This is a genomic window from Thermosynechococcus sp. NK55a (assembly GCF_000505665.1).
Classification (GTDB): domain Bacteria; phylum Cyanobacteriota; class Cyanobacteriia; order Thermosynechococcales; family Thermosynechococcaceae; genus Thermosynechococcus.
The window spans coordinates 2,422,308-2,446,543 of record NC_023033.1 but is presented as its reverse complement, the minus strand read 5'-3'; the positions used below and the strand labels follow the sequence as shown (position 1 = coordinate 2,446,543).

Below are 24,236 nucleotides of genomic sequence, written 5' to 3'. Positions count from 1 at the left end.
TAGGGGGCTGCTTGCCCCCTTTTTTACAGCTAGTTTAAAGGGGGGTATTGGCTCAGCAATAGCTATGTATTGGCACTTAGCCATGCAATTGCCTCCCGTAGCCATGCCTCTGGATCACTATTCTTAGGGAGGGTGGTCGTTTGCCCGACGGCAGTGAGGGCGGCTTCAATCTCGCGATCGCTATAGCCCAAGGCCAAGAGCGTTAACTCCAGTTCTTCACGAATCGCCTCTGTGGGTAGGCCAGAGGGAGTCGTTGCCAATCCCGTTTCCTGTCGCCAAGCACTCAGGGCAGCTTTGAGTTCCAAGGCAATGCGCTCAGCGGTTTTATGACCCACCCCCGGTGCGCGGCTGAGACGCCGAGTATTGCCACTAACAATCGCTTGGACAAGCTCTGGCAAGGGTAGTGTATCCAGCAGCGATAGTGCCATCTGCGGCCCAACCCCATTGACACGGATCAAACGGAGAAAGAGATCTCGCTCGGCTGCCGAGGCAAAGCCATAGAGGAGCAGCTGATCTTCACGGATACTGAGGTGGGTAAAAATCTGCACCACCTCAGCACTCGGCGGGTATTGCCGCAAAAGATGAGACGTCACTAGTAGGCGATAGCCGACTCCATTCACCTCTAGGATCAGGGCAGAACGATGACCACCCTCCACTTGATGGCCGACAACGGTTCCTCTGAGGTAGGCAAACACAGTATGTTCCCGCGGGCAGACGGCTGTAAACAGCTTAACCAAGCCGATGATGAGATTCGAACTCATGACCGCTCGATTACGAATCGAGTGCTCTACCACTGAGCTACATCGGCATGCAAAGCATCTTTTATGGTAGCACGATCGCCCCTAGGACGGGCAGGACACTGGGAAAATTTTTGCGATCGCGCGCTTGTGTGCATCTGCTGCAGGGGTTACAATAGACGATTGTGTTAATTAACGAGTTAAGAAAATCACTTGGCAAACGTCGTCGTTGTTGGTGCCCAGTGGGGCGATGAAGGCAAGGGTAAAATCACCGATCTCCTGAGTAAGTCTGCCGATGTGGTAGTCCGCTATCAGGGGGGGGTCAATGCAGGTCACACCATTGTTGTCAAAGACCAGACCCTGAAATTGCACCTAATTCCGTCAGGGATTCTCTACCCCGATACCCAGTGCATCATTGGGGCAGGAACGGTGGTGGATCCCAAGGTGCTCCTTGAAGAACTCGAACAACTGGAACAGTTGGGGGTCAGCACTGAGAATTTGCTGATTGCAGAAACAGCCCATGTGACGATGCCCTACCATCGCCAGTTGGATATTGCTGCTGAGGAACGGCGGGGCTCGCGGCGCATTGGTACCACGGGACGTGGCATTGGCCCGACCTATGCCGATAAATCGGAGCGGACAGGGATCCGCATGCTGGACCTGCTGGATCGGGATCAATTGGCTGCCAAGCTGGAGTGGGCGATCGCCCAAAAGAATTTGATCCTCGAAAAGCTCTACGGACTGGCTCCCCTCGAACCGCAGCCAATCATTGAAGAATACTCTGCCTACGGTGAGCGGCTGCGATCGCACATTGTCGACGGTTCCCTCATCCTCGATGATGCCATCCGCCGTCGGCGCAACATTCTCTTTGAAGGGGCCCAAGGTACCCTCTTAGACCTTGATCACGGCACGTATCCCTACGTCACCTCCTCAAACCCTGTGGCCGGGGGTGCCTGTGTTGGAGCTGGCATTGGTCCGACGATGATTGACCGCGTCATTGGAGTCGCCAAGGCCTATACCACGCGGGTCGGTGAAGGGCCTTTTCCAACGGAACTGTTGGATGAGGTGGGAGAACTCTTGGGCGATCGCGGTGCGGAATTCGGTACCACAACCGGACGGCGGCGCCGCTGTGGCTGGTTTGATGCTGTGATTGGCCGCTACGCTGTGCGCATTAATGGTCTAGATTGCTTAGCAATTACCAAGCTCGATGTCTTGGATGAATTGCCAGAGATCAAAGTTTGTGTGGCCTACGATATTGACGGTGAGCGGTGCGAACATTTCCCCAGCAATGCCCTGAAATTTGCCCGCTGCCGTCCCATCTATGAAACCCTACCCGGGTGGCAGCAATCTACCCGTCATTGTCGCTCCCTTGATGATCTGCCCAAGGCAGCATTGAACTATCTTAAGTTTTTGGCTGAAATTATGTCTGTTCCCATTGCCATTGTTTCGCTGGGGGCAGAGCGCAGCCAAACCATCATTGTTGAGGATCCGATCCATGGCCCCAAACGGGCACTCCTCAAGGATGATGGCACCCAAGTCCACCCGATTTTATCTTAATTGGAGTTGCAGCGATGTCTCGTTCCTTAGTGATTGAGGGGCAACTACGCCCTGCTGATGCCAAGCCCAATGCCCTGCGGCGTAATGGCAAAATCCCTGCCGTCCTCTACGGCCCTACCATCGAGTCTTCGATTTCCCTGGTGGTGGATACCCGTGCCGCCGAATTGTTGGTGCGGGATGCCCGTCCCCAGAAAACTCCGATTCAGCTTTCGATCCCGGATCTGCCGTGGCAGGGAACGGTGGTACTCCAAGAGGTGCAAGCCCACCCCGCCAAGGATACCCTCTACCACCTCTCCTTTTTAGCCAAAGCTGAAAACTAGGCTGCGAGGGGGAATTTGCTATAGTGGGGATATGTTAAGTGATTGTTAACAATGCCAGCCACGCTACTTCGTTCTGCGGATCTTGCCCACCTTAGCTATTCCCCCGAAGGCGATCGCTTTGATGGCTCTTGGGAAGCTCCCCTTGCCACACTCCTTGGCCTTGGACGAGCGGCTGGCGCTGATTTTGTTGAGATTTTCCTTGAGCGCAGTCATTACCTCAGTACCCTTGTCGAGGAGGATCGCCTGACGAGTGTTTCTCCGCGCTTGAGCTTAGGGGCGGGTATTCGTGTTTTTCGGGGTACTCGTGACTGCTACGTGAGCACCAATGACCTCAGCTTCAACGGGCTGCGCACTGCCCTCGAAAAGGCCCTGGGCTTAATGGGGTTGCTCTTACCCAGTCCCCAAGCCTATGTACCTGAAATTCACCTTGAACTGCTGCGGGACTATGCCCAAGGCCAGAAGGAAAGCTGGCTGGCCACCTGTAGTTCCATTGCTGAGGTGGCCGATATTCTCCTAGCAGGCAGCGATCGCCTGCGCCAGAAAACCCAACATCTGCAATCCCGTCGCCTCAGTTATTTTCGCGATTGGCAAGAGGTGATGGTGGCCGCCAGTGATGGTACCTTTGCTCGGGACATTCGCCTCACTCAGTCGGCAGTGGGCTCTGTGCTCTGTGCTGATGGCGAGCACCGCGCTTCCATTGGTGAGCGCAATGGCGATACCAGTAATCCAGACTTTTTGCGCCAGTGGGACTACACCACCTTAGCCGATACCGTTGCCGAAGCGGCGGGCAAAATGCTCTATGCCAACTACGTGGAATCGGGCACTTACCCAGTGATCATGGCCAACCAATTTGGGGGCGTGATCTTCCATGAAGCCTGTGGTCATCTCTTGGAAACCACTCAAATTGAACGGGGGACGACCCCCTTTGCCGATAAAAAAGGTGAAAAAATTGCCCATGAAAACTTGACCGCTTGGGATGAGGGAATTACCAGCGGTGCCTTTGGCAGTATTGATATGGACGATGAAGGAATGCCAACGCAGCGCACATTACTGATTGAAAATGGCATCCTCAAGAATTTTCTGAGCGATCGCGCAGGTTCAATGCGCACAGGACACCCCCGCACCGGTAGTGGCCGACGTCAAAGCTATACCTATGCTGCCGCTTCGCGGATGCGCAACACCTACATTGCTCCTGGCAAGTACACTGTAGAGGATCTGATTGCCTCCGTTGATCGCGGTATTTACTGTAAACGCATGGGGGGCGGCAGCGTCGGTGCCACGGGTCAATTTAACTTTGCTGTTGAGGAGGCCTACTGGATTGAAAATGGCCAAATCAAACACCCCCTCAAAGGAGCCACACTGATTGGCGAAGCCAAAGAAATCATGCAGCGGATTTCCATGTCTGCCAACGATCTTGCCCTTGCCCCTGGTTTCTGTGGCTCGATTAGCGGTAGTATCTACGTCACCGTGGGTCAACCCCACATCAAAGTGGATGCCATTACCGTGGGTGGCCGCTAAACCAATTACCTGCAGTTATGGGTTTGAGTAGAAATACCTAAAGATTTTATATGTGAATTTTTGTGACTCTGGCTACATTATCATAGAAAGAAGAAGGGAAGCTAAGGCAGTGCCGCTTTCGGATCGTCCTCACGTTTTGTGTACGCCTTAACTTCTCCTCTGAGACAAAAACATTGGACTGAATGACCAGTAATTCGCTGGTCTTTTTTTGGGTTTTTGCAGCCCTCTTGCTCAGGCAGCGGCGGGGGTTTTCACTTGAGCCAGTAGGTCGTGAAGTTCTTCACCCTCAATCACTTCTTTTTCGAGGAGTTTTTGGGCGATCGCTTCGAGAAGATCACGGTTTTCCTTAAGAATACTGAGCGCCTGTTGATGAGCTGACTCAACAATTTCTTTGACTTCGCGATCAATGGCTTGAGCGGTTTCCTCACTCACTGCCCGTAGCATCATGCCATTATTTGTCAAAAAGCTCGACTGTTGTTGCTCAAAGGCAAGGGGGCCAAGAACCTTGCTCATGCCGTAGCTGCGCACCATCCGCTCTGCCAAATCTGTTGCCCGTTGCAGATCATTGGCGGCTCCAGTAGTGATGGTGCCAAAGACAATCTCCTCTGCCGATCGCCCCCCCAACAACGTGGCAATTTGGGCGCGCAGTTCCTGCTCATCAAGGAGGAAGCGATCCTCCGTCGGCAACTGCAACGTATAACCAAGCGCCGCCATGCCGCGGGGTACAATGGAAATCTTTTCTACCCGACCACTGCCCGGCAGCGCACAGCCCACAAGGGCATGACCGACTTCGTGGTAAGCAACAATTTTCTTCTCTTTGTCGTTGAGGACGCGGCTTTTCTTCTCAAGACCCGCCACAATGCGTTCAATGGCTTCGGCAAAGTCCTGCTGGGTCACCATTTCCCGCTGATTACGAGCCGCTAGTAGAGCTGCTTCGTTGACTAAGTTGGCCAAATCAGCACCGGCAAACCCCGGTGTGCGGGCAGCGATCGCGTGCAGATCCACCTCAGGGGCCAGTTTCACCTTTTTGGCATGGATTTTCAAAATAGCTTCACGACCACTCAAATCGGGGCGATCCACTAAGACTTGACGATCAAAGCGGCCGGGGCGCAGCAATGCCGGATCAAGGGTTTCTGGGCGGTTGGTTGCAGCAAGGACAATCACCGTTGCCCCCGTAGCATCAAAGCCATCCATTTCCGTGAGCAGTTGGTTCAGGGTTTGCTCCCGTTCATCATTGCCACCATAGAAGCCGGCACTGGAACGGGACTTACCAATGGCATCCAATTCATCAATAAAGACAATACAGGGGGCTTGCTTTTTCGCCTGCTCAAAGAGATCCCGCACCCGGGCAGAGCCGACACCCACAAATAACTCGACAAACTCCGAGCCCGAAATGGAGAAGAAGGGTACATTAGCTTCGCCAGCAACGGCCTTGGCCAGCAGGGTTTTGCCGGTTCCCGGCGGCCCCACCAGCAGCACCCCCTTGGGAATGCGGGCCCCAATTTGGATATAGCGTTGGGGATTTTTTAGGAAATCCACAATCTCGACCAGTTCTGCTTTGGCTTCTTCAACCCCAGCCACATCCTCAAAGCGAATGCCGGTGTTTGCTCCCTCCACATAGACCTTGGCCCGACTTTTACTGATGGAGAGGACCCCTTGGGGACCACCGCCTACTTGGCGACTGGCAAAGAACTGAAGGATCAAGACAAAAACAATCGGCGGAATGACCCAACCCAAGATATTCAACAACCAGCTATTGCGGGGGGGCGGCGCAGCCGCAAATTCCACTCCCTTTTCCTCGAGGCGCTTGGGTAACTCGAGATCAAAGATCGGAGTGGTTGCTAAAACTTGGGGTGGTTTATTCCCTTCGGGCTTCAGTTGATAGAGAATCTCATTTTGGCCTAGATAGACGCGAGCCACTTCCCCCTCTTGCACCTGATGGATAAACATACTGTAGGGAACCTGGGGCGGGCGCGGTGCAAAGAGTTGGGGAAAGAAGATATTCAGGAGCAAAAACCCCAAACCGAGGAAGAGTAAGGCATTGCCAATCCAACGATTGCGCGGGACTTCGGGCGAGTTTTTGATGGCCATGGGTTAGCTTCCCCAGAGTTCACCTAGGGATTATGGTGACACTTGCAGGGGACCTAGGGCAAGGGCGAAACTTTTAACATTTATTGCCTAGGCGTCCTCAACTGCCCTAGACACAGCCAATAGCAGCAGCATTTGCAGTAGATCTGCTTTGGTAAAATATCAATAGAATTCCCATTCTTTGCATCCCAAAATGACTGATTTAAGCACACTCAAACGCGATTTTTCCCTGTTGCGCGATCGCCTGGGTCAGACCCAGGACTATCTTTGACCCAGCGGCACTGAAGGCCAAGATTCATGACCTTGAGCACACCGCCGCTCAGCCAGATCTCTGGAATGATCAGGCCACAGCCCAAGCCACGCTGCAACAACTCACTGAAGCCAAGGAGACCCTCAGCCAGCTCCAACAGTGGCAAAAAGCAATTGAACACGTGGAAACAGCCCTGGAACTACTGGAGTTAGAACCGGATGAAGGGTTGGTGACAGAGGCAACCACGCTGCTTAGGGAGTTAGACACCCAGTTAAGTCGTTGGGAACTAGAACAACTCCTCAGTGGCCCCTACGACAAAAACAACGCCATTCTCACAATCAATGCTGGGGCGGGGGGTACCGATGCCCAGGATTGGGCAGAAATGTTGCTGCGGATGTACACCCGCTGGGCGGAGCGCCACGGTTACCAAACCCATCTGGCAGAACTTTCAGAAGGGGAGGAGGCGGGCATTAAGTCGGCAACCTTGGAAATTCGCGGTCGCTACGCCTATGGCTATCTGCGTTCTGAAAAGGGTACCCATCGGCTGGTGCGCATTTCTCCCTTCAATGCCAATGGCAAACGACAAACTAGCTTCGCCGGTGTGGATGTGATGCCTGAACTGGATCAATCCGTTACGGTTGAGATTCCCGAAAGCGATTTAGAAATTACCACTTCCCGCAGTGGTGGCAAGGGAGGGCAAAACGTGAACAAGGTGGAAACGGCAGTGCGCATTGTCCATAAACCAACGGGCTTGGCCGTCCGCTGCACGCAGGAGCGATCGCAACTGCAAAATAAGGAAAAAGCCCTTGCCATTCTCAAGGCGAAACTATTGGTGATTGCCCAAGAGCAAAAGGCCAAGGAAATTGCCGATATTCGTGGCGATGTTGTTGAGGCGGCTTGGGGCAACCAAATTCGCAACTATGTCTTCCACCCCTATCAACTGGTCAAGGACCTGCGCACAGAGGTGGAAACGACAGCCATTCAAGATGTGATGGATGGTGACCTTGATCCTTTTATCCACGCCTACCTGCGGCAGCAAACGGCGGAGGCCAGCTAAATAAAAAACCTCCCCGTCAGCCGTTGGGGAGGTCTTGAACTTCATCAAATGAGAATCAAATGAGAAAAAATTAGAAAAAACTAAATCTCGACCACGCCCCCTGCGGCCTGCAGGCGAGCACGGGCACGACGAAAGGCTTGGGTGGCTTGAATTTTAGCCTGTTTGGATTCCCCCTGTTCGGCTTGAGCGAGGGCGGCCTGTGCTGCGGCAAACTCAGCTTTGGCTTTTTCGAGGTCAATTGTGTCCCCGCGCTCAGCACCGTTGACGAGAATTGTCACTTCGTTGTTTTCAACTTCGGCAAAACCCCCCATCAGAGCGATCGCCACCCATTCGCGGTCTTGACGCACCCGCATGACACCCGTTTCCAAAGCAGTTAAGAGGGGGGCATGATTTGAGAGAATGCCCAACTGGCCCGTTGTGCTAGGCAAAATCACTTCCTCGGCAGGGGCATCCCAAACAGTTTTATCAGGCGCAATTACCCGAACAGTCATCACCATAATGTATTCCTTGTCACTCAAGAAGGAACGGGTGGGCTACCCCACCCGCTATTGACATGTACTCACCTAGGCTTTCAGTTTTTCAGCCTTAGCTTTGGCTTCTTCGATGTTGCCCACCATGTAGAAGGCTTGCTCTGGCAGATCATCCAGCTCACCGCTGAGGATCATCTGGAAACCTTTGATGGTTTCTTCGAGGGTGACGTATTTGCCGGGGGCACCGGTAAACACTTCTGCCACAAAGAAGGGCTGAGACAAGAAGCGCTCAATTTTGCGTGCCCGTGCCACCGTCAGGCGGTCTTCCTCAGAGAGTTCATCAAGACCCAAAATAGCGATAATGTCCTGAAGCTCTTTGTAGCGCTGGAGGGTGGCTTGGACTGCCCGTGCCGTTTGATAGTGCTCTTCACCCACAATGTCCGGCTGCAACATATTGGAGGTGGAGCCAAGGGGATCCACGGCGGGGTAAATCCCTTTTGCAGCTAGACTACGGGAGAGCACCGTTGTCCCATCCAAGTGAGCAAAGGTCGTTGCAGGAGCAGGGTCGGTCAAGTCATCCGCCGGCACATAGACTGCTTGAATCGAGGTAATCGAACCTTCGGTGGTTGAGGTAATCCGTTCTTGCAGAGCGCCCACATCCGTACCAAGGGTGGGCTGGTATCCCACCGCCGAGGGCATGCGACCGAGAAGCGCCGACACCTCAGAACCGGCTTGGACAAAACGGAAGATGTTATCAATAAACAGCAGCACATCCTGCTTGTTGACATCGCGGAAGTATTCAGCCATTGTCAGCCCCGACAGCCCGACGCGCATCCGTGCCCCGGGGGGTTCATTCATTTGACCATAGACCAGGGCGATTTTGGACTTACTGGGATCGTCTTTATCAATAACTCCCGATTCAATCATTTCGTTGTAGAGGTCATTGCCTTCGCGGGTACGTTCGCCCACACCAGCAAACACCGAGACCCCACCATGCTGGGTGGCAATATTGTTGATGAGCTCCATCATGATCACGGTTTTGCCGACGCCAGCACCGCCAAAGAGGCCAATTTTGCCGCCACGGCGATAGGGCGTGAGCAGGTCAATCACCTTGATGCCCGTTTCAAATACCGAGGGCTTAGTTTCCAGTTGCGTAAAGCTGGGGGCAGGCCGGTGAATGGGCAGGGTTTCGGTGGCATTGACAGCACCTTTTTCGTCCACGGGTTCACCCAGCACGTTGAAAATGCGACCAAGGGTGGCTGTCCCCACGGGCACGCTGATGGGGGCGCCAGTATCTACGACTTCCATCCCCCGCACTAAGCCATCGGTGCTGCTCATAGCAACGGCACGGACGCGGTTATCGCCAAGGAGCTGTTGCACTTCGCAGGTTACCGCGACGTCTAAGCCGGCCTCGTTTTTGCCTTGAATCCGCAGGGCATTGTAAATGGAGGGCATTTTGCCGCTGGGAAATTCAATGTCAACGACCGGTCCAATGACCTGAGTGATAAAGCCTACATTGGTTCGTTCTGCTGATATGACCATGGACGTTTGCCTACTGTCTAGGTAAATTCATTTGCGTTTTTCAAGGGGCGATCGCTCCCTAGGGGGCACAGCGATCAAGACTGAAAGTGGAATGCAGCTTTTGGTGCAAGCGCACCACAATACAACGTACCACTAATGCAACCTTTTTCTATCGGATTCAGTGGGATCCTGTGGGAGAGCCAACCTAAGGCCCTATGGACCCAGCTCAGTTGCTGTGAAAAAGGCGGCAGGGCAGGACTTAGCCAACGAGTTCAACTTCATCCTCAAAAAACCAAGTGCTGGAGCGATCGTCAAAGGTGACAACGACGCCAACCCCACTGCCGTCGGTCATTTTAAAACCAGTAATTTGACCCACTTGGCCAAGTTTTTGAATAATGTCTTGGGCGACGCGATCGCGAATTCGACAGACGCGCACTTTTTGCCCCACGTCCATAGCAACTCCCAAACTTTGTATAATCCTTGAAAATCGTACCAAGAAACCGTCACATTCACACGGGTTTGTCCTATGGGTCGTCTGCGGGTTGGGCTATTGTTTGGAGGTCGCTCACGGGAGCATGAAGTTTCGGTAGTCTCGGCGGCAGCGATCGCCCAAGCCTTTGCCGCGGGGGACAATCACGATCGCTATGAGGTGATTCCCATCTACATCCAAAAAGATGGTCGCTGGCGGCACACAGAGCGGATTGGCATCCCTGAAGGCACGGCATCAGAGAGTTCCCTGTGGCAGTTTCCAGCCGTGGTTGACACCATTGATGTCTGGTTTCCCATTGTCCATGGCCCCAATGGGGAAGATGGAACGATTCAGGGACTCTTGGAATTGATGCAGCGCCCCTATGTGGGGTCAGGGGTAGCTGCCTCTGCCATTGGTATGGACAAAATTCTGATGAAAACAGTCTTTGGGGCAATCGGCTTACCCCAAGTGCGCTATGTGGCACTTCAGCGCAGTGACCTGTGGTCAGATCCCTGTCGTTACAATCATTTGTGCGATCGCATTGAAACCGAATTGGGCTATCCCTGCTTTGTTAAGCCCGCCAACCTTGGCTCCTCGGTGGGCATCTCCAAAGCCAAAAATCGCCAACAACTGACAACGGCCCTTGAGGCCGCTGCCGAACTGGATCGCCGCATTATTGTGGAAGCGGCTGTGGTTGCCCGTGAGCTCGAGTGTGCTGTGCTCGGCAATGATAAACTCCAAGCCTCAGTGGTGGGGGAGATTACCTACAGCAGTGAGTTTTACGACTACGAAACCAAATACACCGATGGCCGCGCTCAGCTCCATATCCCTGCGGAGATTCCCCCGGCGGTGAGTGAGCAAATTCGCAGCATGTCCCTGCAAGCCTTTCAGGCCCTCGATGCCGCTGGCTTAGCTCGCTTTGATTTTTTCTATGTACCAAGCACTGGGGAAGTCTTGATCAATGAAGTGAATACGCTGCCGGGGTTTACCGCCCTGAGCATGTACCCGCAACTGTGGGCGGCCAGTGGCGTGTCTTTCCCAGAATTGGTCCATCGTTTGGTGCAATTGGCCCTAGAGCGGCACGCATAGCTACTGGCCTAACACCGTAAAGAACATAACGTAAAGAACATTAAAGAGTCATGAAGGCACGGCATCTGGGCCTTGACTTTTTCTTCTAAATAACCTTATATTCATATAAGCATATAAAACTGTATGGTAGCCATCCTATGAAGCGATCACTGAGGGGCAAGCCTAGTCAGTGGGCAACCATTTGGCTCTTTTTCTTAATTGCGATCGGTGGCCTCTGGTATCCGTGGTTGGGGTACCTGATGCTGGCAATGATGCTGGGAATTCCTGTGCTGGCCTATTTTCGGAGCCGCTATTGGTGTGGTAACCTCTGCCCGCGTGGCGCCTTCCTAGACATTGTCCTCTATCACTTTAGTCCCCACCGTCCCTATCCCAAACTCTTCAAAAAACAGAGTTTTCGTTGGGCTGTGTTTAGCTTCATCATGACCGTTTTTGCCATTCGCATGACGTTGGCATGGGGCAACTGGATGGCCGTGGGTGGTCTCTTTGTCAATATGTGCGTCGTTACCTCCATTGTTGCCATTCTCTTGGGGGTGATCTTTAATCAGCGGGCGTGGTGTGCGATTTGTCCGATGGGAACGCTCCAAGAATCCCTCGGCAAACTGGGAAGTGGCCAAACAAAGGCGAAAAAAGCCGCTGCTAAAGCCACAAAATTATTGCCCCCTGTGGAGTAACCCTGCGATCGCTACAGGATCGCTACAATTTGAAATATCCACGGAGAGCGGTAACCAAGGTGAATAAACTGCAAGAGTGGGGCTTCAGCAAAGACTGGTGGCGCAACCAGCGGGGAGAGTTTTGGGTGCTTGGGCAAACCGTGCTCAGTATTGGCTTTATTCTCTTGCCGGTGGTACAAATGGCTCGCCCACCTTTTGCAGTGCGTCTAGGTCTGACCCTTGGCTTGGGGCTGATTGGCCTTGGCCTAGGTATTGCTGGCGTGTTTCACCTAGGGAACAGCTTGACGCCCTTACCCCATCCGAAGGAGGAGAGTCAGTTAGTGACGACGGGGGTTTATGCTTGGGTGCGCCATCCCATCTATAGCAGTGTGATTTTTTTAGCGTTGGCCTATGGCGTCTGGCAAATGAGCCTTTCCCATGGTCTGGGGGCGATCGCCCTGTTTATTTTCTTTGACCGCAAGGCGGCTCAAGAGGAACAGTGGCTATCGACAAAGTTTAAGGATTACTCAACCTATCGGCAGTCGGTGAAAAAACTGATTCCTTTTCTCTACTAATTTTTATCCTTTTGCTTGAACACAACTTGCCGCAGACTGGATACAGGGTAGTGCCAGCTCACAACTGTCGCTAGTGCCCCCTTGCGGAAGTTCTGATGAATGTTGTTCTTTGTCATCAAATTGCTGATTTTGACACCCTTGGGGCAGCCGTTGGTCTGACGCGCCTTCATCCGGGGACGAAAATTGTCTTGACGGGGGGTACCCATCCTAAGGTGGGGGAGTTTTTGGCCTACCATCGCGATGAATACCCTCTCATTGAAGCAAGGGCCGTTGACCCCAGCCAATTGCGGCAGATTTGGGTGGTGGATACGCAGTGGCGTCGCCAGTTGGGGCAAGCGGCAGGATGGCTGGATCAACCCCAAGTACAAATTGGTCTGTACGATCACCATTTGGAGATGAGGGGGGACATTGTCTCGCAGCAGCAATGGTTAGAACCTGTTGGAGCCACCAGCACCATTGTTTGCGAACAGTTGCAGGCGGCAGAGATTAGCCTGACGCCTACAGAAGCGACTGTCCTGGCCCTAGGGATTCACGCCGATACGGGTTCCCTAACCTTTGAGCAAACCACGGTGCGGGATGTGCAGGCCTTAGCATGGCTGTTGAGCCAAGGGGCAAATCAGCGGGCGATCGCCGCCTATTGCGCGGAAGGTTTGAGCGAAAATTTACAGCCGTTACTGCGGCAGGCCTGGGCCAATCTCCAGCAAGTGGTTCATCAGGGCTATCGGCTGGGCTGGGTATTGCTACATACGGCGGAGTATCTCCCTGGCCTCTCACGGTTCATCACCCAATTGGCGGATCTCAGTGAGTGCGATGCCATTCTCCTTGGGCACTCCTATCGCCAACATCATCTCGCCATTATTGCCCGCAGTCACATTCCCAACGTCAATGTTGCACATTTGCTTGCTCCCCTGGGCGGCGGTGGTCATGCCCAAGCCGCAGCTGTGACGGTGACCACAGAGGCGCCAGAGGCAATGCTCCAGGAACTATTTACTCGCCTTAGGGAACAGATTCCCCATCCTCCCACCGCTGCCGAACTCATGTCTTCGCCGGTACGCACAGTCCGTCCAGAAACCCCCATTGCCGATGCCCACCGCGTCTTGCTGCGCTATGGCCACTCTGGTCTGTCGGTGGTGAGTGCCGAAGGAGAACTTCAGGGGATTATTTCACGGCGGGATTTGGATGTGGCCCTGCACCATGGATTTGCCCATGCCCCGGTCAAAGGCTATATGAAAGCGCCGGTGCGCACCATTTCCCCCACCACACCGCTGCCGGAGATTCAAGCCCTAATGGTGCAGTACGATATTGGGCGGTTACCAGTGGTGAATGATCAAGGCGACCTCGTCGGGATTGTCACTCGTACCGATGTCCTACGCCACCTCTATGCCCTCAACCGCAACCGGGAAACAGTGTGCCCGCTGCCAACCCTAAACCTTTACGAGGCACTGCAACAGCGGCTGCCGGAGCAACTGTGGACACTGCTACAGCGGGCGGCAGCGATCGCCAGGGAGCGTGGCTGGCAACTGTACCTCGTGGGCGGCGCGGTGCGAGATCTGCTCTTGGCGATTGCCCAGGGGAATCACCATTTACCCACACGGGAATTTGACTTGGTGGTAGATGGGGTACAGCAGGAGGAGGCCGCTGGGGTGCATTTGGCGCAAGCACTCCATGCGCTTTACCCAGAAACCGATTTACAGATTTACGGTCAGTTTCAAACGGCAACACTCCATTGGCCGAAGGCATCAGCTTTAGCGGGGTTTGCCGTGGATATTGCCACTGCCCGCAGTGAGTTTTATCCCTATCCGGCCGCGCATCCAGAAGTGGCCGCCAGTTCGATTCGCCAAGATCTCTACCGCCGCGACTTTACCATCAACGCCCTCGCCATGCGCCTTACCCCACCGCGCCACGGGGAGGTTCTGGATTTTTTTGGTGGGCAGGAGGATTTAGAGCGGGGACTGATTCGGGTTCTCCACCCCAATAGTTTTATTGAAGACCCAACGCGCATTTTTCGAGCTGTGCGTTTTGCTGTACGTTTGGGATTTGAGTTGGAGCCGCAAACCCGCCAGTACATTGAATATGCCCTCACCAGCGGTGTCTTTGCCACCCGCGATCGCCCCACCTCAAAACGGCCTTCCCTACAAAGTCGACTGCGCAACGAACTGCGCCACATCCTTGAACTGCCCCTTGCTCCAAACGAGCACTTTGGCGGTGAGCGGGCCTTGACGCTACTCGCCGAGTTGCGTGCCCTTGAGTGTTTGGATCGCCAAGTCACCTTTGATGAGGCGGCCAAGGGGCGCTTGCAGTTGGTTTGGAAGTGGTGGCCAGAGATTCCTGAGCGGCGGCAGTGGCAAACCTTTCCCCTGTGGGAGCTAGAACTTTTGGCCTTAATTGTGACCGTGCCCACAGCGGGGGCGATCGCGCGTCAACTCCAACTGGGGGAGCCCCTCTGTGAGTGGCTCGATACTTTTCCTCAATTCCAGCAGGAATGGCAGACGTTGCGGCAGACAACGCCACAGCGCAGCCACCACTGGAGGTTTTTGGAGAGCCACCCCCTACCGCTGATTGTGCTGTTGGCAGCGGTGTTGCAAGCAGAGGGCAGTGCAGCAGCCCTAGCAGAGGTCACCCTACTGCGGGAGTATCTCTGGCAGTGGCGCCTGCAAAAGCCGCCCTTGAATGGCCATGATCTGCAACAGTTGGGTTACCGCCGTGGACCGCAGTTGCGGCAAATTCTCCTTGCCCTGCGATCGGCGATGCTCGATGGCCTTATCAGCGATCGCTCCAGTGCCATTGCCTATGTTGAAGCCCATTTCCCCAAGCCATGAATTGGTTTCGTCCCGTCATTGGTCAACCAACCGCCATTCAACTCCTGATCCATGCCCTCGATCGCCGGCACATTGCCCCCGCCTATCTCTTTGTTGGACCCGAAGGGGTAGGCCGTGCCCTCACTGCCCGCTGTTTTCTACAAGCAATTCTCAATGAGGCCAGGGATCTTAGCAACCACCCCGACGTCCTCTGGATGGAGCCCACCTACAGTGTCCAAGGAACACTCTACACCCGTCGCCAACTGCTGGCGGCTGACAAGGAGATTCCCCGCAGTGCCCCCCAGATTCGTCTAGAGCAAATTCGCCAACTGAGTCGTCACCTCAGCCAACCACCCATGCGCGCGCCGCGATCGCTAGTGGTCTTGACCCAGGCTGAAACCATGAACGAAGCCGCCGCCAATGCCCTGCTGAAAACCCTCGAAGAACCGGGGCAGGCCACCTTGATTCTGATTGCCCCTAGCCCGTCGGCACTCTTGAATACGATTGTTTCCCGCTGTCAGAAAATTCCCTTCTATCCCCTGAGTCGTCAGGAGGTCGAACAGGTGCTGCGACAGGTGGCCCCCCCTGACTTTTGGCATCAGGTCACTCCCGCCCTCCTGGACTTGGGAGCAGGGTCTCCGGGGGCAATTCTGCAGGCGTGGCAAACATGGCAAGAGATTCCTGAGGCGTTTCGCCACCTCGGTGAACAGTTGACTGTCCCCCTACCTCTGCAAACGGCTTTGGAATTGGCACGGGAGATTACTCAATCCCTCGATGTGGAACGGCAGCTCTGGCTCCTCAGTCTAATGCAGCAGCAAATTTGGCAGCGAAGAGACTTCCCTCGGTGTGTTCTGGTGCTTCAGCAATTGGAGCGTGCCCGTCAGTATTTGCAGCAGTACGTTCAACCTCGGCTTGCCTGGGAGGTGTTACTGATGCAGTTGGGGACAGTGTGATAGGCTATCGGCAGCAGTTGGCAAGATGATCAGGCAGATGATGGCGAAGCAACAATGGCTGGGGGCGATCGCGATCGCGGTGCTCTTGGGGGGATGCCAGTCGGCCATGGGTCGCTTAGAATCGCCAGCGGTTGCGCGTCCAGAACGTGACGGAGTGGCTGTCGATGTGGCTGTGGCACGCTTGGCCCAGTTAGAGGCCGATACAACCCTCACGGGCACCACTCGCCCCTACCGTGAAGTGATGGTGCGATCGCAGGTGGAAGGTCAAGTGATTCGACTAGGCGTGGATGTGGGCGATCGCGTGCAACCGGGGCAACTGCTGGCGGCGGTGGATCCCGTTGTCCTGAAAAACGCCGTCTTTCAAGCAGAAGCAGAACTGGCTGCCCGCCGCAACGAAGTGATCCAAGCCCAAGCCGCCGTCAATCGTGCCCGCACGGCTGTCGAAGAAGCCCGTCTTACCCTCCACCAGGCAGAAAGCGATGCCCGCCGCCTGGAAGCCCTGCTGCGGGATGGCGCCGTCTCAGCACAAGCAGCAGAACAGGCACGCACAACGGCGCAAACAGCACGGCAGGTACTACGTTCCCGCGAAGCAGAGGTGGTGACAGCTCAACAGGGAGTGGCCGTTGCCCAGGGTCGGGTACAGGCCCAAACCGCCCTTGTCCAACAGGCACGAGCACGGTTGAATCAAGCTCTCCTGCGATCGCCCCTCAATGGCGTGGTGCTAGAGCGACTCACGGAAGTGGGCAACCTACTGCAACCGGGGGGGGAAGTTCTCCGCCTTGGCGATATTCGCCAACTCAAGGTTGTCGTGGAAGTCTCAGAACGGGAATTGGCTAGATTAGCCCCCGGCCAACGGGCGACAGTCACCTTTGATGCCGTGCCCAATCGCACCTACGAAGGACGGATTACCCGAATTTCACCTGCCGCTGCCGCTGCCCGTCTGATTCCTGTGGAAGTGGTGATTGACAATGCCGATGAACGCTTGGGCAGTGGTTTACTGGCACGGGTGGCTTTCCAAGGAGCGAATGCGCCGCGCTTAATGATTCCCCAATCCGCCCTCGGTGGCTTTGAGGAGGGGCAACTCTCCTCACGGCAGGGGAGCGTCTTTGTGGTGGTTGGCGATCGCGTGCAGGAGCGGCAGGTCACCCTTGGCCAACGGCGGCAGGGTCAAGTGGAAATCCTCAGTGGCCTCAAGGCCGGCGATCGCTATGTTGTCCGCGCAAGTCGCCCCCTGCGGGACGGGGATAAAATTCGCCCCAGCATTTTCTCTAAGGGGTAATCACAGGTTTATGGGCGCCCAATGGTCTCGTAGGGGTGCCACGAGTGCAGTGCCCGTAGTTGCGGTGTTTTCTTCTGCTGGTGCGCTTCCATGCGGGCAAGGACATCGTCGAGAATATCCACTGCTAACCCTACATAGGGACCTTTGTTGAGCATGACACACTCCGCTCGCTCCGCCATGGCTGCATCGGTGATTTCGGCACGGGAGGGCACGCCTTTTTTGACTAAGTTTTCAAGGACTTGGGTGGCCCACACCACAGGAACATGGGCCGCTTCACAGATCCAGAGGATTTCCTCCTGCATTTCCGCCAAGCGTTGGTAGCCAATTTCAACAGCGAGATCGCCCCGGGCAATCATGACACCAAAGGGTTGTCGACCCGCCGCTTGAATGATCATTTCTGGCAGTGCTCGAATCGCTTTCGGGGTCTCAATTTTGGCAATGATGCCCATCTGGTCGGCGCGATCGCCACCACAATGCGCCAGTTCCCGTTGCAGTAGGGCAATATCCTCAGCGGACTGAACGTAGGAGTAGCCAATGATGTCAGCATAGCGGCAAGCAAAGGCAAGATGCTCGCGATCGCTGTCGGTCAAAGGAGACAGGCGCAAATCACTGTCGGGGAAGTTCAAGCCCTTGGCCACCTTCAGCCGCTGCCCTTCCTTGCAGTGGGTAATGGTGAGTTCTACCCCTTGGGCATCTTTGCTGACAATGCGACCGCCAATGTGGCCATCATCAATCCAAACCCGCTGCCCCACCTCTAATTGGGGCAAAATTTCTGGCAAGGAGCAGGTGAATTGCGGTATCTGGCCGCCATCAGGGCAAATTTCCGTTGTCAGTCGCAGGCGATCGCCACCGTGGACGCGCACCGTTGCCGGCCAAGTCGCAGCAATGCGGGGTTTCGGTCCCCCCAAGTCCATGAGAACTTTGCAGGGTTGACCCGTAATGTGACTTGCCGCGCGCAGATGCTCAATCATCGCTTCCCAAGTAGCAGGGTCATCATGGGCACAGTTGATGCGAGCACAGTTCATTCCCTTGCGCAGGAGCGTAATACTCCATTGCCGGTCAGTGGCCGCTTCGGTGGGGAGTGTCACCATAATCCGCACATGGCGTTTGCCACGAATTGGGCCAAAGAGTTCCGCCGTTTGGCGGCGCAGTTGGCGATCGCCCGCAAAAAAAGCATCAAGGGGTGGGCGCGGCGGCAGTGACTCATGGGCACGACAAAGGGCACCCAAGGTATTGATCACCGCATCCAAATTGGGGAGCACCCGTGACTCAATCCGTCCTAAGGACGATAACCCCCAAGGCATTAAGGCCATTTGCATTGCCCGTAGATCCCGCCAGCGCAAGGCCAAATAGTAGGCAAGATTGCGCGCACTAGGTATAAATTCGGATCGCTTAATTTTTGATTGCCACTCTTGAAAACGGGCTTCCCCCTCTTTAGTAATTTCCTGCCGCAGTTCTAACAGGCTATCGAGCAAGGCAGCAGGTGAAATGGGTACAGTTGGCACCTCCAGCAACATGACCGCCTCCTAGATAATTTTTAAATTTTTAAGGGATTTGATGATGGGGTTAGATTCACGGCAAATCAAGATTTCATAGGGATTTGGGAAAAATTTAATCATCGTTGACAACCATGAATTAACGGCTTAACAACACCCCTCACTGCAAAACATAAATAAACATTTCTTTACGTAATGGGCTGCAAGGATCAGGAACGATCAGGTGTGTATGAACCGTATTCCTTTCTGGGACAACTCTATCTTTCAGTATATCTGCATATCTGCCGACTTCATTTGGGGAATCTTAATTTTCTTCCAAGCAAAAGGATTAAGAGTTACTACAAGCCTTCCAAACAGATTTCCTAGTTCTGTTATGTTCTCAATAGAGATGTTGATTGTCTTGCCCTTACCAGTGCCCCTATGGATCGTCATCCTTCGTTGCAGCTACTCAAATACTCCTATCAGTCCGCAGTGGCCTGGTGCCAAGAACACGGCTGGACCGATCTGTTCATTGAGCAGTACCAGTATTGGGCATTTCCGCCGGGGGGAGTGATGCCCCTACCCTTGCCCACGGAGGGGTTGCAATTCATTGAACTGCCGGTTGCCCTCTCACCGCAGCAACGACGCCTACAGATGTTGGCACTGGCGATCGCTCTAGTCACCACGGGCTTGAGTGGCTGGCTGCAGTCTTTGTTTCCACTTGTCATCGGCTTTAGCTGCTGTGCACTCTTGATTGCAGCCCAAGAGCCCTAAGGTCAATGCCTGATCTGCTGATACATTTCTGCTGATACATTGGAGAACTGGTCTGCACCCTGGTGTATTTCCTTGATTGCCTCCTCCGCAACCAGAGAATTCCCACTCCTTTGGCCTACCGGCACGCGTTTTTACAGTCCGGGTTATTCCTTTAGCTATGAGGTAGCGGGGGCCTGTTGTCGCCTTTTTGATCGGGAACAGTTACCGTGGCCCTGTTGTCGTATTGCTTGGCGCAGCAAAGAACCTAGTTGGCGACGCATTGGCCGGCGGCTTGTCCTCGATAGTGCTACAAAACGGCATCCCAGCTATTGGGTACGCCACATTGAAACAAACACCATGATGGTCATAACCCTCTATTGGGTAGAGCTGGCTGCAAGCGATCGCCAGTGGTGGTACGGCAAAGGCTAAACTTATTGCGAAAGAGTTGCAAAACTGCCCGTCCAGCCCTAGAATATTCCTCAGATTAATTTTAGGAGAGATTCTCAAGTATGGAGAAAGTAGGTCGCCGTGTATTCCTCGGCATGGGCGCCGCAGCAACAGCTTATGTAACCCACTCCCTCTGGAACCAAAACACTGAATCAAGCTATGCGCAACAGTCCTCAGGAGGTGTGATCAATGTTTATTCGGCACGGCACTACGACACAGACAAAGCCCTCTACAACGGTTTTACGCAGCAGACCGGGATTCGCGTCAACATTATTGAGGCTGAAGCTGATGCTCTGATTGAACGGATTCGCAGTGAAGGGAGTCGCAGTCCTGCCGATGTCCTGATTACTGTGGATGCAGGTCGCTTGTGGCGAGCACAGGAAGCCGGTATTTTGCAGCCAATTCAGTCAAGGGTACTCAACAGCATTGTGCCAGCAAACCTACGGGAGCCTCAAGGACACTGGTTTGGTCTCTCGCGGCGGGTGCGTGTCCTCATTTACAATAAATCCAAAGTGGATCCCAACCAACTCTCCACCTACGAGGATCTGGCTAATCCGAAGTGGGGCCGGCAGGTTCTCTGTCGCAGTTCCAGCAATATCTACAATCAGTCCCTCACGGGGTCATTGCTAGCAATTCATGGTGCCCAAAAAACGGAACAATGGGCAAGGGGCCTAGCCCAAAACTTTGCCCGCCCCCCCGAGGGAAATGATACCGCTCAAATTCGTGCCTGCGCAGCGGGTGTTGGCAGCATTGCAATTGCAAATCACTACTATTTAGCACGGTTGATTGCCTCAGATAAAGCAGAAGATCGAGCAGTTGCTGAGAAAGTGGGCTTATTTTTCCCCAACCAGCGCGATCGTGGTGCCCATGTAAATATCTGTGGCGGCGGTGTGGTAGCTGGCGCCCCCAATCGTCAGGCGGCAATTCGCTTTTTGGAGTATCTGGTGAGTCCGAAGGCGCAAGAAATGTTTGCAATGGCCAACTTTGAATATCCGGTCCGCTCGGGGGTACCCGTGCATCCGATTGTGCAACGGTTTGGCAATTTCCGAGGACAACGTGTCAATGCAGCAGTTTTTGGCCGCAACAATGCTGAAGCACTGCGGATTATGGACCGGGCTGGATGGCGCTAAAACCCTAAAATGAGCGATGACCCCCGTTGATCGTTCCTGTGTCTTGCCCCCTCATTGCCTACACGATTCTTCTGGCCGCGGCCCTCCTTGACTTTGGTTTTGGAGATCCTTGGGGCTGGCCACACCCGGTACGCTGGATGGGAGCCTATATCCAATTCCTCAGCCATTGGTTCAACTATGGCCAAGGCTGGCCAGTTTGGGGACAGCGGTTGGGGGGGGCACTGCTTACACTGAGCTTAATCCTAGGTTCTGCCCTAATCAGTTGGGGCTTAGTGGCACTGGGGATGGCAATTTCACCCCTCCTCGCTTGGGGAGTTGCAGTTGTGGGTACCGCCAGTGGCTTTGCGGGTCGTAGTCTACGGGATGCAGCAGCAGAGGTATTGGCACCTTTGGCAACTGGCAATCTTGAAGGGGCACGCCAGTCCTTAGCCAAGTATGTGGGTCGCGAAACTGCCCACCTAGAGGCACCTGAAATTCTGCGGGCAGTTCTGGAAACCGTAAGTGAAAATACCACCGATGGCATGATGGCACCACTTTTTTATGGGGCGATCGCCACCCTGATCGTGCCGCAAGTGAGTCCCTTGCCGCTGGTCATGGCCTATAAAGCCGCCAGCACCTTGGACTCGATGATCGGCTACCGTGAGCCACCCTACACCCATTGGGGGTGGTTTGCCGCCAAAACTGATGATGTCCTCACATGGTTGCCCTGTCGGTTGTTGGTCTTTCTCGTTGCCCTCTGCTCCGGGCAGTGGCAGCGAGTGTGGCAATGGTGTTGCCGTGATGCTCCCAAGGATCCGAGTCCCAATTCTGGTTGGAGTGAGTGTGCCTATGCAGCGGCCTTGGGGGTACGTCTGGGGGGCACGAATATCTACCGCGGCACGGTGAAGGTGAAACCCTTTTTAGGAGAACCGTTACACTCCCTTGATCAAAAAACGATCTGGTCTGCGCTTGACCTTAGCCGCCAGATTTACCTCATGGCCTTAGGATTGACAGGAATACTTTTATTAATTTCTTGCAAATTATTTTCTATTTAGCAATATAGCTAAGACGTTCTACTGGTCAATTCCTCCATTCAACGGTTGCAATGGTCACCGCCCTTGGTGATGAGCATCATCAGTTACGGGTGAGAAATACCACCGCTGCTCTTAGTCAACCCATCTAGGATAAGAGTATTCACCCCGGAAGGGGCTAGACAAAACCGTTCTCTCCACTTACACAAAGGACACCCAATGCTGAATCAAAAAGGCTTACTTCTCGCTTGCCTCGCCGTTGCCCTCAGCCCCGCTGTGAGCCGTGCTGTACCTCTAGCTTCCACCCAGACCCTGCAATCGCAACGACCAAGTAATAATGTCGAATTCAAAATCCCAAGCAATCTGCAGGTGCGCCCTACCATCATCGGGAAGGTTACTAAATCTCATTCCATCTCCTGCAATGAGATTGTGATTAATGCTACACTGCATCCTCCCGGCAGCTTTCCAGTAGGAGGTGCTACCGCTACTTTGTCACCTACTGGTAGCAATAGTTGTAGTTACAAAATTACGGTTCCACCAGAGCTACTCGGTAAGAAGGTTCATCTCTGGGGAACGTTCAAAGTCCCTTCATCCCTGTTGTCAATTGAACCCGTGGGCTGGCAAAGTCCCATCTCTGTGCCTCAACAGTTAGGGATTTCCCAAAGCTACGACTTTGTTGCTAAGGAAACACTAATTCATTAAGCCTAAATAAATAAAGGAATCCTGAGAGCGCCCCTAGGGCTGACTAGCTTCTAGCCAATCGAAGATGCGGTCAAGCTGCTCAAGGCTCACCAAGCCATACTGCCAAAGAACAACCGGCAACAGATTCACCTGCTCATCGCAGTGCTTGAGGCCAAAGTCAATGGCAGCGGTGGGCAGTGCCATCTCCCGCTGTAGGAAGTCAATGAGTCGTGTCCAACGTGGCGTTTTCATGATTCCTATAACTACCACACCTTACCCTCTATCCTAGGGATCAATCTGAGAAAATGCAACATTTCGTTACAAAACCATAGACAATGAAATAATCAGCCTGCTATTTGGTATGATGCCTGCTATTTTCGGGGACACTTTCCCCAGAGACTTCCCCCACCAGAGGGAATTTCTAGAAGCAAAGGCTCAATCATTCGTCTTGGGCAAAACATTCTAAGTAAAGATACTCAACCGTAGCTCGTTATACTAAAGTCTGATGGGTGTTGTTCAAGCTCAGTCTAGAGGGAACAGCAACCTATTCAGTTGTTTTAAGGATGTGTTCATGACCCAAGCGACCGTTGCCAAACCCCCCATTGCCTGGCCTACGGCGACCTTTATTATTTTTGTACACCTCGGTGCTCTTCTTGCTTTTTTACCCAGCATGTTTAGCTGGAGAGCAGTCCTGCTGGCCCTTGTGCTCCACTGGTTAACCGCTGGCATCGGTATTACCCTTGGTTGGCACCGTCTGGTCTCCCATCGTAGCTTCCAAGTTCCCAAGTGGCTGGAGTATTTCCTGGTCTTTTGCGGCACGCTCTCAATGCAAGGGGGGCCGATTTGGTGGGTTGGGCTGCACCGCCATCACCATCTGTACTCCGATCAACCGAATGATCACCACGATTCCCGTAAGGGCTTTTGGTGGAGCCATATTGAATGGATGTTTCGTGAGGTGCCGGCGGAGGCAGAAATTCCCCGTTTCACCAAAGATATTGCTGATGACCCCGTCTATCAATTCCTTGACAAGTACTTTCTTCCCATTCAGGTGGTCTTGGCCATTGTCCTTTATCTTTGGGGGGGCTGGCCATTTGTGGTTTGGGGAATTTTTGTGCGGCTTGTAACCGTCTATCACACCACTTGGCTGGTCAATAGTGCTACCCATACCTTTGGCTATCGCACGTTTGAAACTACGGATCACTCAACGAATTGCTGGTGGGTAGCCCTGTTAACCTTTGGTGAGGGCTGGCACAATAATCACCACGCCTATCAATACTCGGCACGCCATGGTTTGCAGTGGTGGGAGCTGGATCTGACGTGGCTCACCATTCGCTTCTTGCAATTGCTGGGCTTGGCTACGAAGGTGCGCTTGGTGGAGGCACCGGCAGTCTCTTCCCAAGACTAGCGCG

The 24,236-nt window shown here is 53.9% G+C and carries 23 protein-coding genes and 1 tRNA gene; 16 read left to right on the top strand and 8 right to left on the bottom strand.

Annotated features, from left to right (window positions below; all coding sequences use genetic code 11):
- Positions 1–62: 62 nt before the first annotated feature.
- Both ruvA and NK55_RS11865 read right to left on the bottom strand, forming a co-directional pair.
- Complete coding sequence (gene ruvA, locus NK55_RS11870) at positions 63–695, bottom strand: Holliday junction branch migration protein RuvA (protein ID WP_024125936.1); 633 nt, start codon at positions 693–695, stop codon at positions 63–65.
- Positions 696–736: 41 nt separating this feature from the next.
- Positions 737–808: transfer RNA gene (locus NK55_RS11865), tRNA-Thr, on the bottom strand.
- Positions 809–950: 142 nt separating this feature from the next.
- On the opposite strand from NK55_RS11865, the gene NK55_RS11860 reads away from it, so the two are divergent.
- From NK55_RS11860 to NK55_RS11850, 3 genes are read left to right on the top strand one after another with little or no spacing between them, the layout of a single operon-like run.
- On the top strand, positions 951–2,294 hold the full coding sequence (locus tag NK55_RS11860; protein WP_024125935.1) for an adenylosuccinate synthase: 1,344 nt from the start codon (positions 951–953) through the stop codon (positions 2,292–2,294).
- A 14-nt stretch (positions 2,295–2,308) separates the two neighbouring features.
- Complete coding sequence (gene rplY, locus NK55_RS11855; RefSeq protein ID WP_024125934.1) at positions 2,309–2,614, top strand: 50S ribosomal protein L25; 306 nt, start codon at positions 2,309–2,311, stop codon at positions 2,612–2,614.
- 51 nt (positions 2,615–2,665) lie between these two features.
- Positions 2,666–4,132, top strand: coding sequence for a TldD/PmbA family protein (locus NK55_RS11850; RefSeq protein ID WP_024125933.1), 1,467 nt, complete (start codon positions 2,666–2,668; stop codon positions 4,130–4,132).
- A gap of 231 nt (positions 4,133–4,363) precedes the next feature.
- Here NK55_RS11850 and ftsH4 read toward each other — a convergent pair whose 3' ends face one another.
- Entirely contained in the window at positions 4,364–6,223 is a 1,860-nt protein-coding gene (gene ftsH4, locus NK55_RS11845) for an ATP-dependent zinc metalloprotease FtsH (RefSeq protein WP_024125932.1), read from the bottom strand.
- 190 nt (positions 6,224–6,413) lie between these two features.
- Here ftsH4 and prfB point away from each other — a divergent pair.
- A protein-coding gene (gene prfB, locus NK55_RS11835; RefSeq protein WP_157869742.1) for a peptide chain release factor 2 occupies positions 6,414–7,527 on the top strand; the annotation gives its coding sequence in 2 pieces (ribosomal slippage) (positions 6,414–6,488 and positions 6,490–7,527; 1,113 coding nt in all).
- An 80-nt stretch (positions 7,528–7,607) separates the two neighbouring features.
- On the opposite strand, the gene atpC is transcribed toward prfB, so the two are convergent.
- From atpC to NK55_RS11820, 3 genes are all read right to left on the bottom strand, one after another.
- On the bottom strand, positions 7,608–8,024 hold the full coding sequence (gene atpC / locus NK55_RS11830; RefSeq protein WP_011056376.1) for an ATP synthase F1 subunit epsilon: 417 nt from the start codon (positions 8,022–8,024) through the stop codon (positions 7,608–7,610).
- Between the two features lie 66 nt (positions 8,025–8,090).
- On the bottom strand, positions 8,091–9,539 hold the full coding sequence (gene atpD / locus NK55_RS11825) for a F0F1 ATP synthase subunit beta (protein ID WP_024125931.1): 1,449 nt from the start codon (positions 9,537–9,539) through the stop codon (positions 8,091–8,093).
- Between the two features lie 238 nt (positions 9,540–9,777).
- Positions 9,778–9,972 carry a DUF2862 domain-containing protein gene (locus NK55_RS11820; protein ID WP_024125930.1) on the bottom strand — a complete coding sequence of 65 codons (195 nt, stop codon included), beginning with the start codon at positions 9,970–9,972 and terminating at the stop codon, positions 9,778–9,780.
- Between the two features lie 72 nt (positions 9,973–10,044).
- On the opposite strand from NK55_RS11820, the gene NK55_RS11815 reads away from it, so the two are divergent.
- From NK55_RS11815 to NK55_RS11790, 6 genes are all read left to right on the top strand, one after another.
- On the top strand, positions 10,045–11,076 hold the full coding sequence (locus tag NK55_RS11815; protein ID WP_024125929.1) for a D-alanine--D-alanine ligase family protein: 1,032 nt from the start codon (positions 10,045–10,047) through the stop codon (positions 11,074–11,076).
- A gap of 137 nt (positions 11,077–11,213) precedes the next feature.
- Positions 11,214–11,747: a 4Fe-4S binding protein gene (locus NK55_RS11810; RefSeq protein WP_024125928.1), complete on the top strand. Its 534-nt coding sequence runs from the start codon at positions 11,214–11,216 to the stop codon at positions 11,745–11,747.
- Positions 11,748–11,806: 59 nt separating this feature from the next.
- Entirely contained in the window at positions 11,807–12,301 is a 495-nt protein-coding gene (locus NK55_RS11805) for an isoprenylcysteine carboxylmethyltransferase family protein (protein WP_024125927.1), read from the top strand.
- A gap of 95 nt (positions 12,302–12,396) precedes the next feature.
- The gene (locus NK55_RS11800; RefSeq protein WP_024125926.1) at positions 12,397–15,120 is read left to right on the top strand and encodes a CBS domain-containing protein; all 2,724 of its coding nucleotides are present in this window, start codon (positions 12,397–12,399) and stop codon (positions 15,118–15,120) included.
- Positions 15,117–16,052 carry a DNA polymerase III subunit delta' gene (locus tag NK55_RS11795; protein ID WP_024125925.1) on the top strand — a complete coding sequence of 312 codons (936 nt, stop codon included), beginning with the start codon at positions 15,117–15,119 and terminating at the stop codon, positions 16,050–16,052. Before NK55_RS11800 ends, NK55_RS11795 begins: the two co-directional genes overlap by 4 nt.
- 37 nt (positions 16,053–16,089) lie before the next feature.
- Positions 16,090–17,331, top strand: a complete 1,242-nt coding sequence (locus tag NK55_RS11790; protein WP_225871758.1) for an efflux RND transporter periplasmic adaptor subunit — start codon at positions 16,090–16,092, stop codon at positions 17,329–17,331.
- 8 nt (positions 17,332–17,339) lie between these two features.
- Here NK55_RS11790 and NK55_RS11785 read toward each other — a convergent pair whose 3' ends face one another.
- Complete coding sequence (locus NK55_RS11785; RefSeq protein ID WP_024125923.1) at positions 17,340–18,848, bottom strand: pyruvate kinase; 1,509 nt, start codon at positions 18,846–18,848, stop codon at positions 17,340–17,342.
- A 399-nt stretch (positions 18,849–19,247) separates the two neighbouring features.
- On the opposite strand from NK55_RS11785, the gene NK55_RS11780 reads away from it, so the two are divergent.
- The 5 genes from NK55_RS11780 to NK55_RS13335 all read left to right on the top strand — a co-directional run bounded on the left by NK55_RS11780 (position 19,248) and on the right by NK55_RS13335 (position 22,848).
- Positions 19,248–19,580 (top strand): hypothetical protein, encoded by a 333-nt coding sequence (locus NK55_RS11780; protein WP_051372858.1) that lies wholly within the window; start codon positions 19,248–19,250, stop codon positions 19,578–19,580.
- 72 nt (positions 19,581–19,652) lie between these two features.
- Positions 19,653–19,988 (top strand): hypothetical protein, encoded by a 336-nt coding sequence (locus tag NK55_RS11775; RefSeq protein ID WP_024125921.1) that lies wholly within the window; start codon positions 19,653–19,655, stop codon positions 19,986–19,988.
- Between the two features lie 80 nt (positions 19,989–20,068).
- Complete coding sequence (locus tag NK55_RS11770) at positions 20,069–21,136, top strand: Fe(3+) ABC transporter substrate-binding protein (RefSeq protein WP_024125920.1); 1,068 nt, start codon at positions 20,069–20,071, stop codon at positions 21,134–21,136.
- A gap of 38 nt (positions 21,137–21,174) precedes the next feature.
- A complete protein-coding gene (cbiB, locus tag NK55_RS11765; protein WP_024125919.1) occupies positions 21,175–22,170 on the top strand; it encodes an adenosylcobinamide-phosphate synthase CbiB in 996 nt (331 codons plus the stop codon).
- Between the two features lie 195 nt (positions 22,171–22,365).
- The gene (locus NK55_RS13335; protein WP_024125918.1) at positions 22,366–22,848 is read left to right on the top strand and encodes a hypothetical protein; all 483 of its coding nucleotides are present in this window, start codon (positions 22,366–22,368) and stop codon (positions 22,846–22,848) included.
- A gap of 33 nt (positions 22,849–22,881) precedes the next feature.
- On the opposite strand, the gene NK55_RS11760 is transcribed toward NK55_RS13335, so the two are convergent.
- On the bottom strand, positions 22,882–23,079 hold the full coding sequence (locus NK55_RS11760; RefSeq protein WP_024125917.1) for a DUF2949 domain-containing protein: 198 nt from the start codon (positions 23,077–23,079) through the stop codon (positions 22,882–22,884).
- Positions 23,080–23,398: 319 nt separating this feature from the next.
- Between NK55_RS11760 and NK55_RS11755 the strand changes: the two genes are divergently transcribed.
- Positions 23,399–24,232 (top strand): fatty acid desaturase, encoded by an 834-nt coding sequence (locus NK55_RS11755; protein WP_024125916.1) that lies wholly within the window; start codon positions 23,399–23,401, stop codon positions 24,230–24,232.
- Positions 24,233–24,236: the final 4 nt, after the last annotated feature.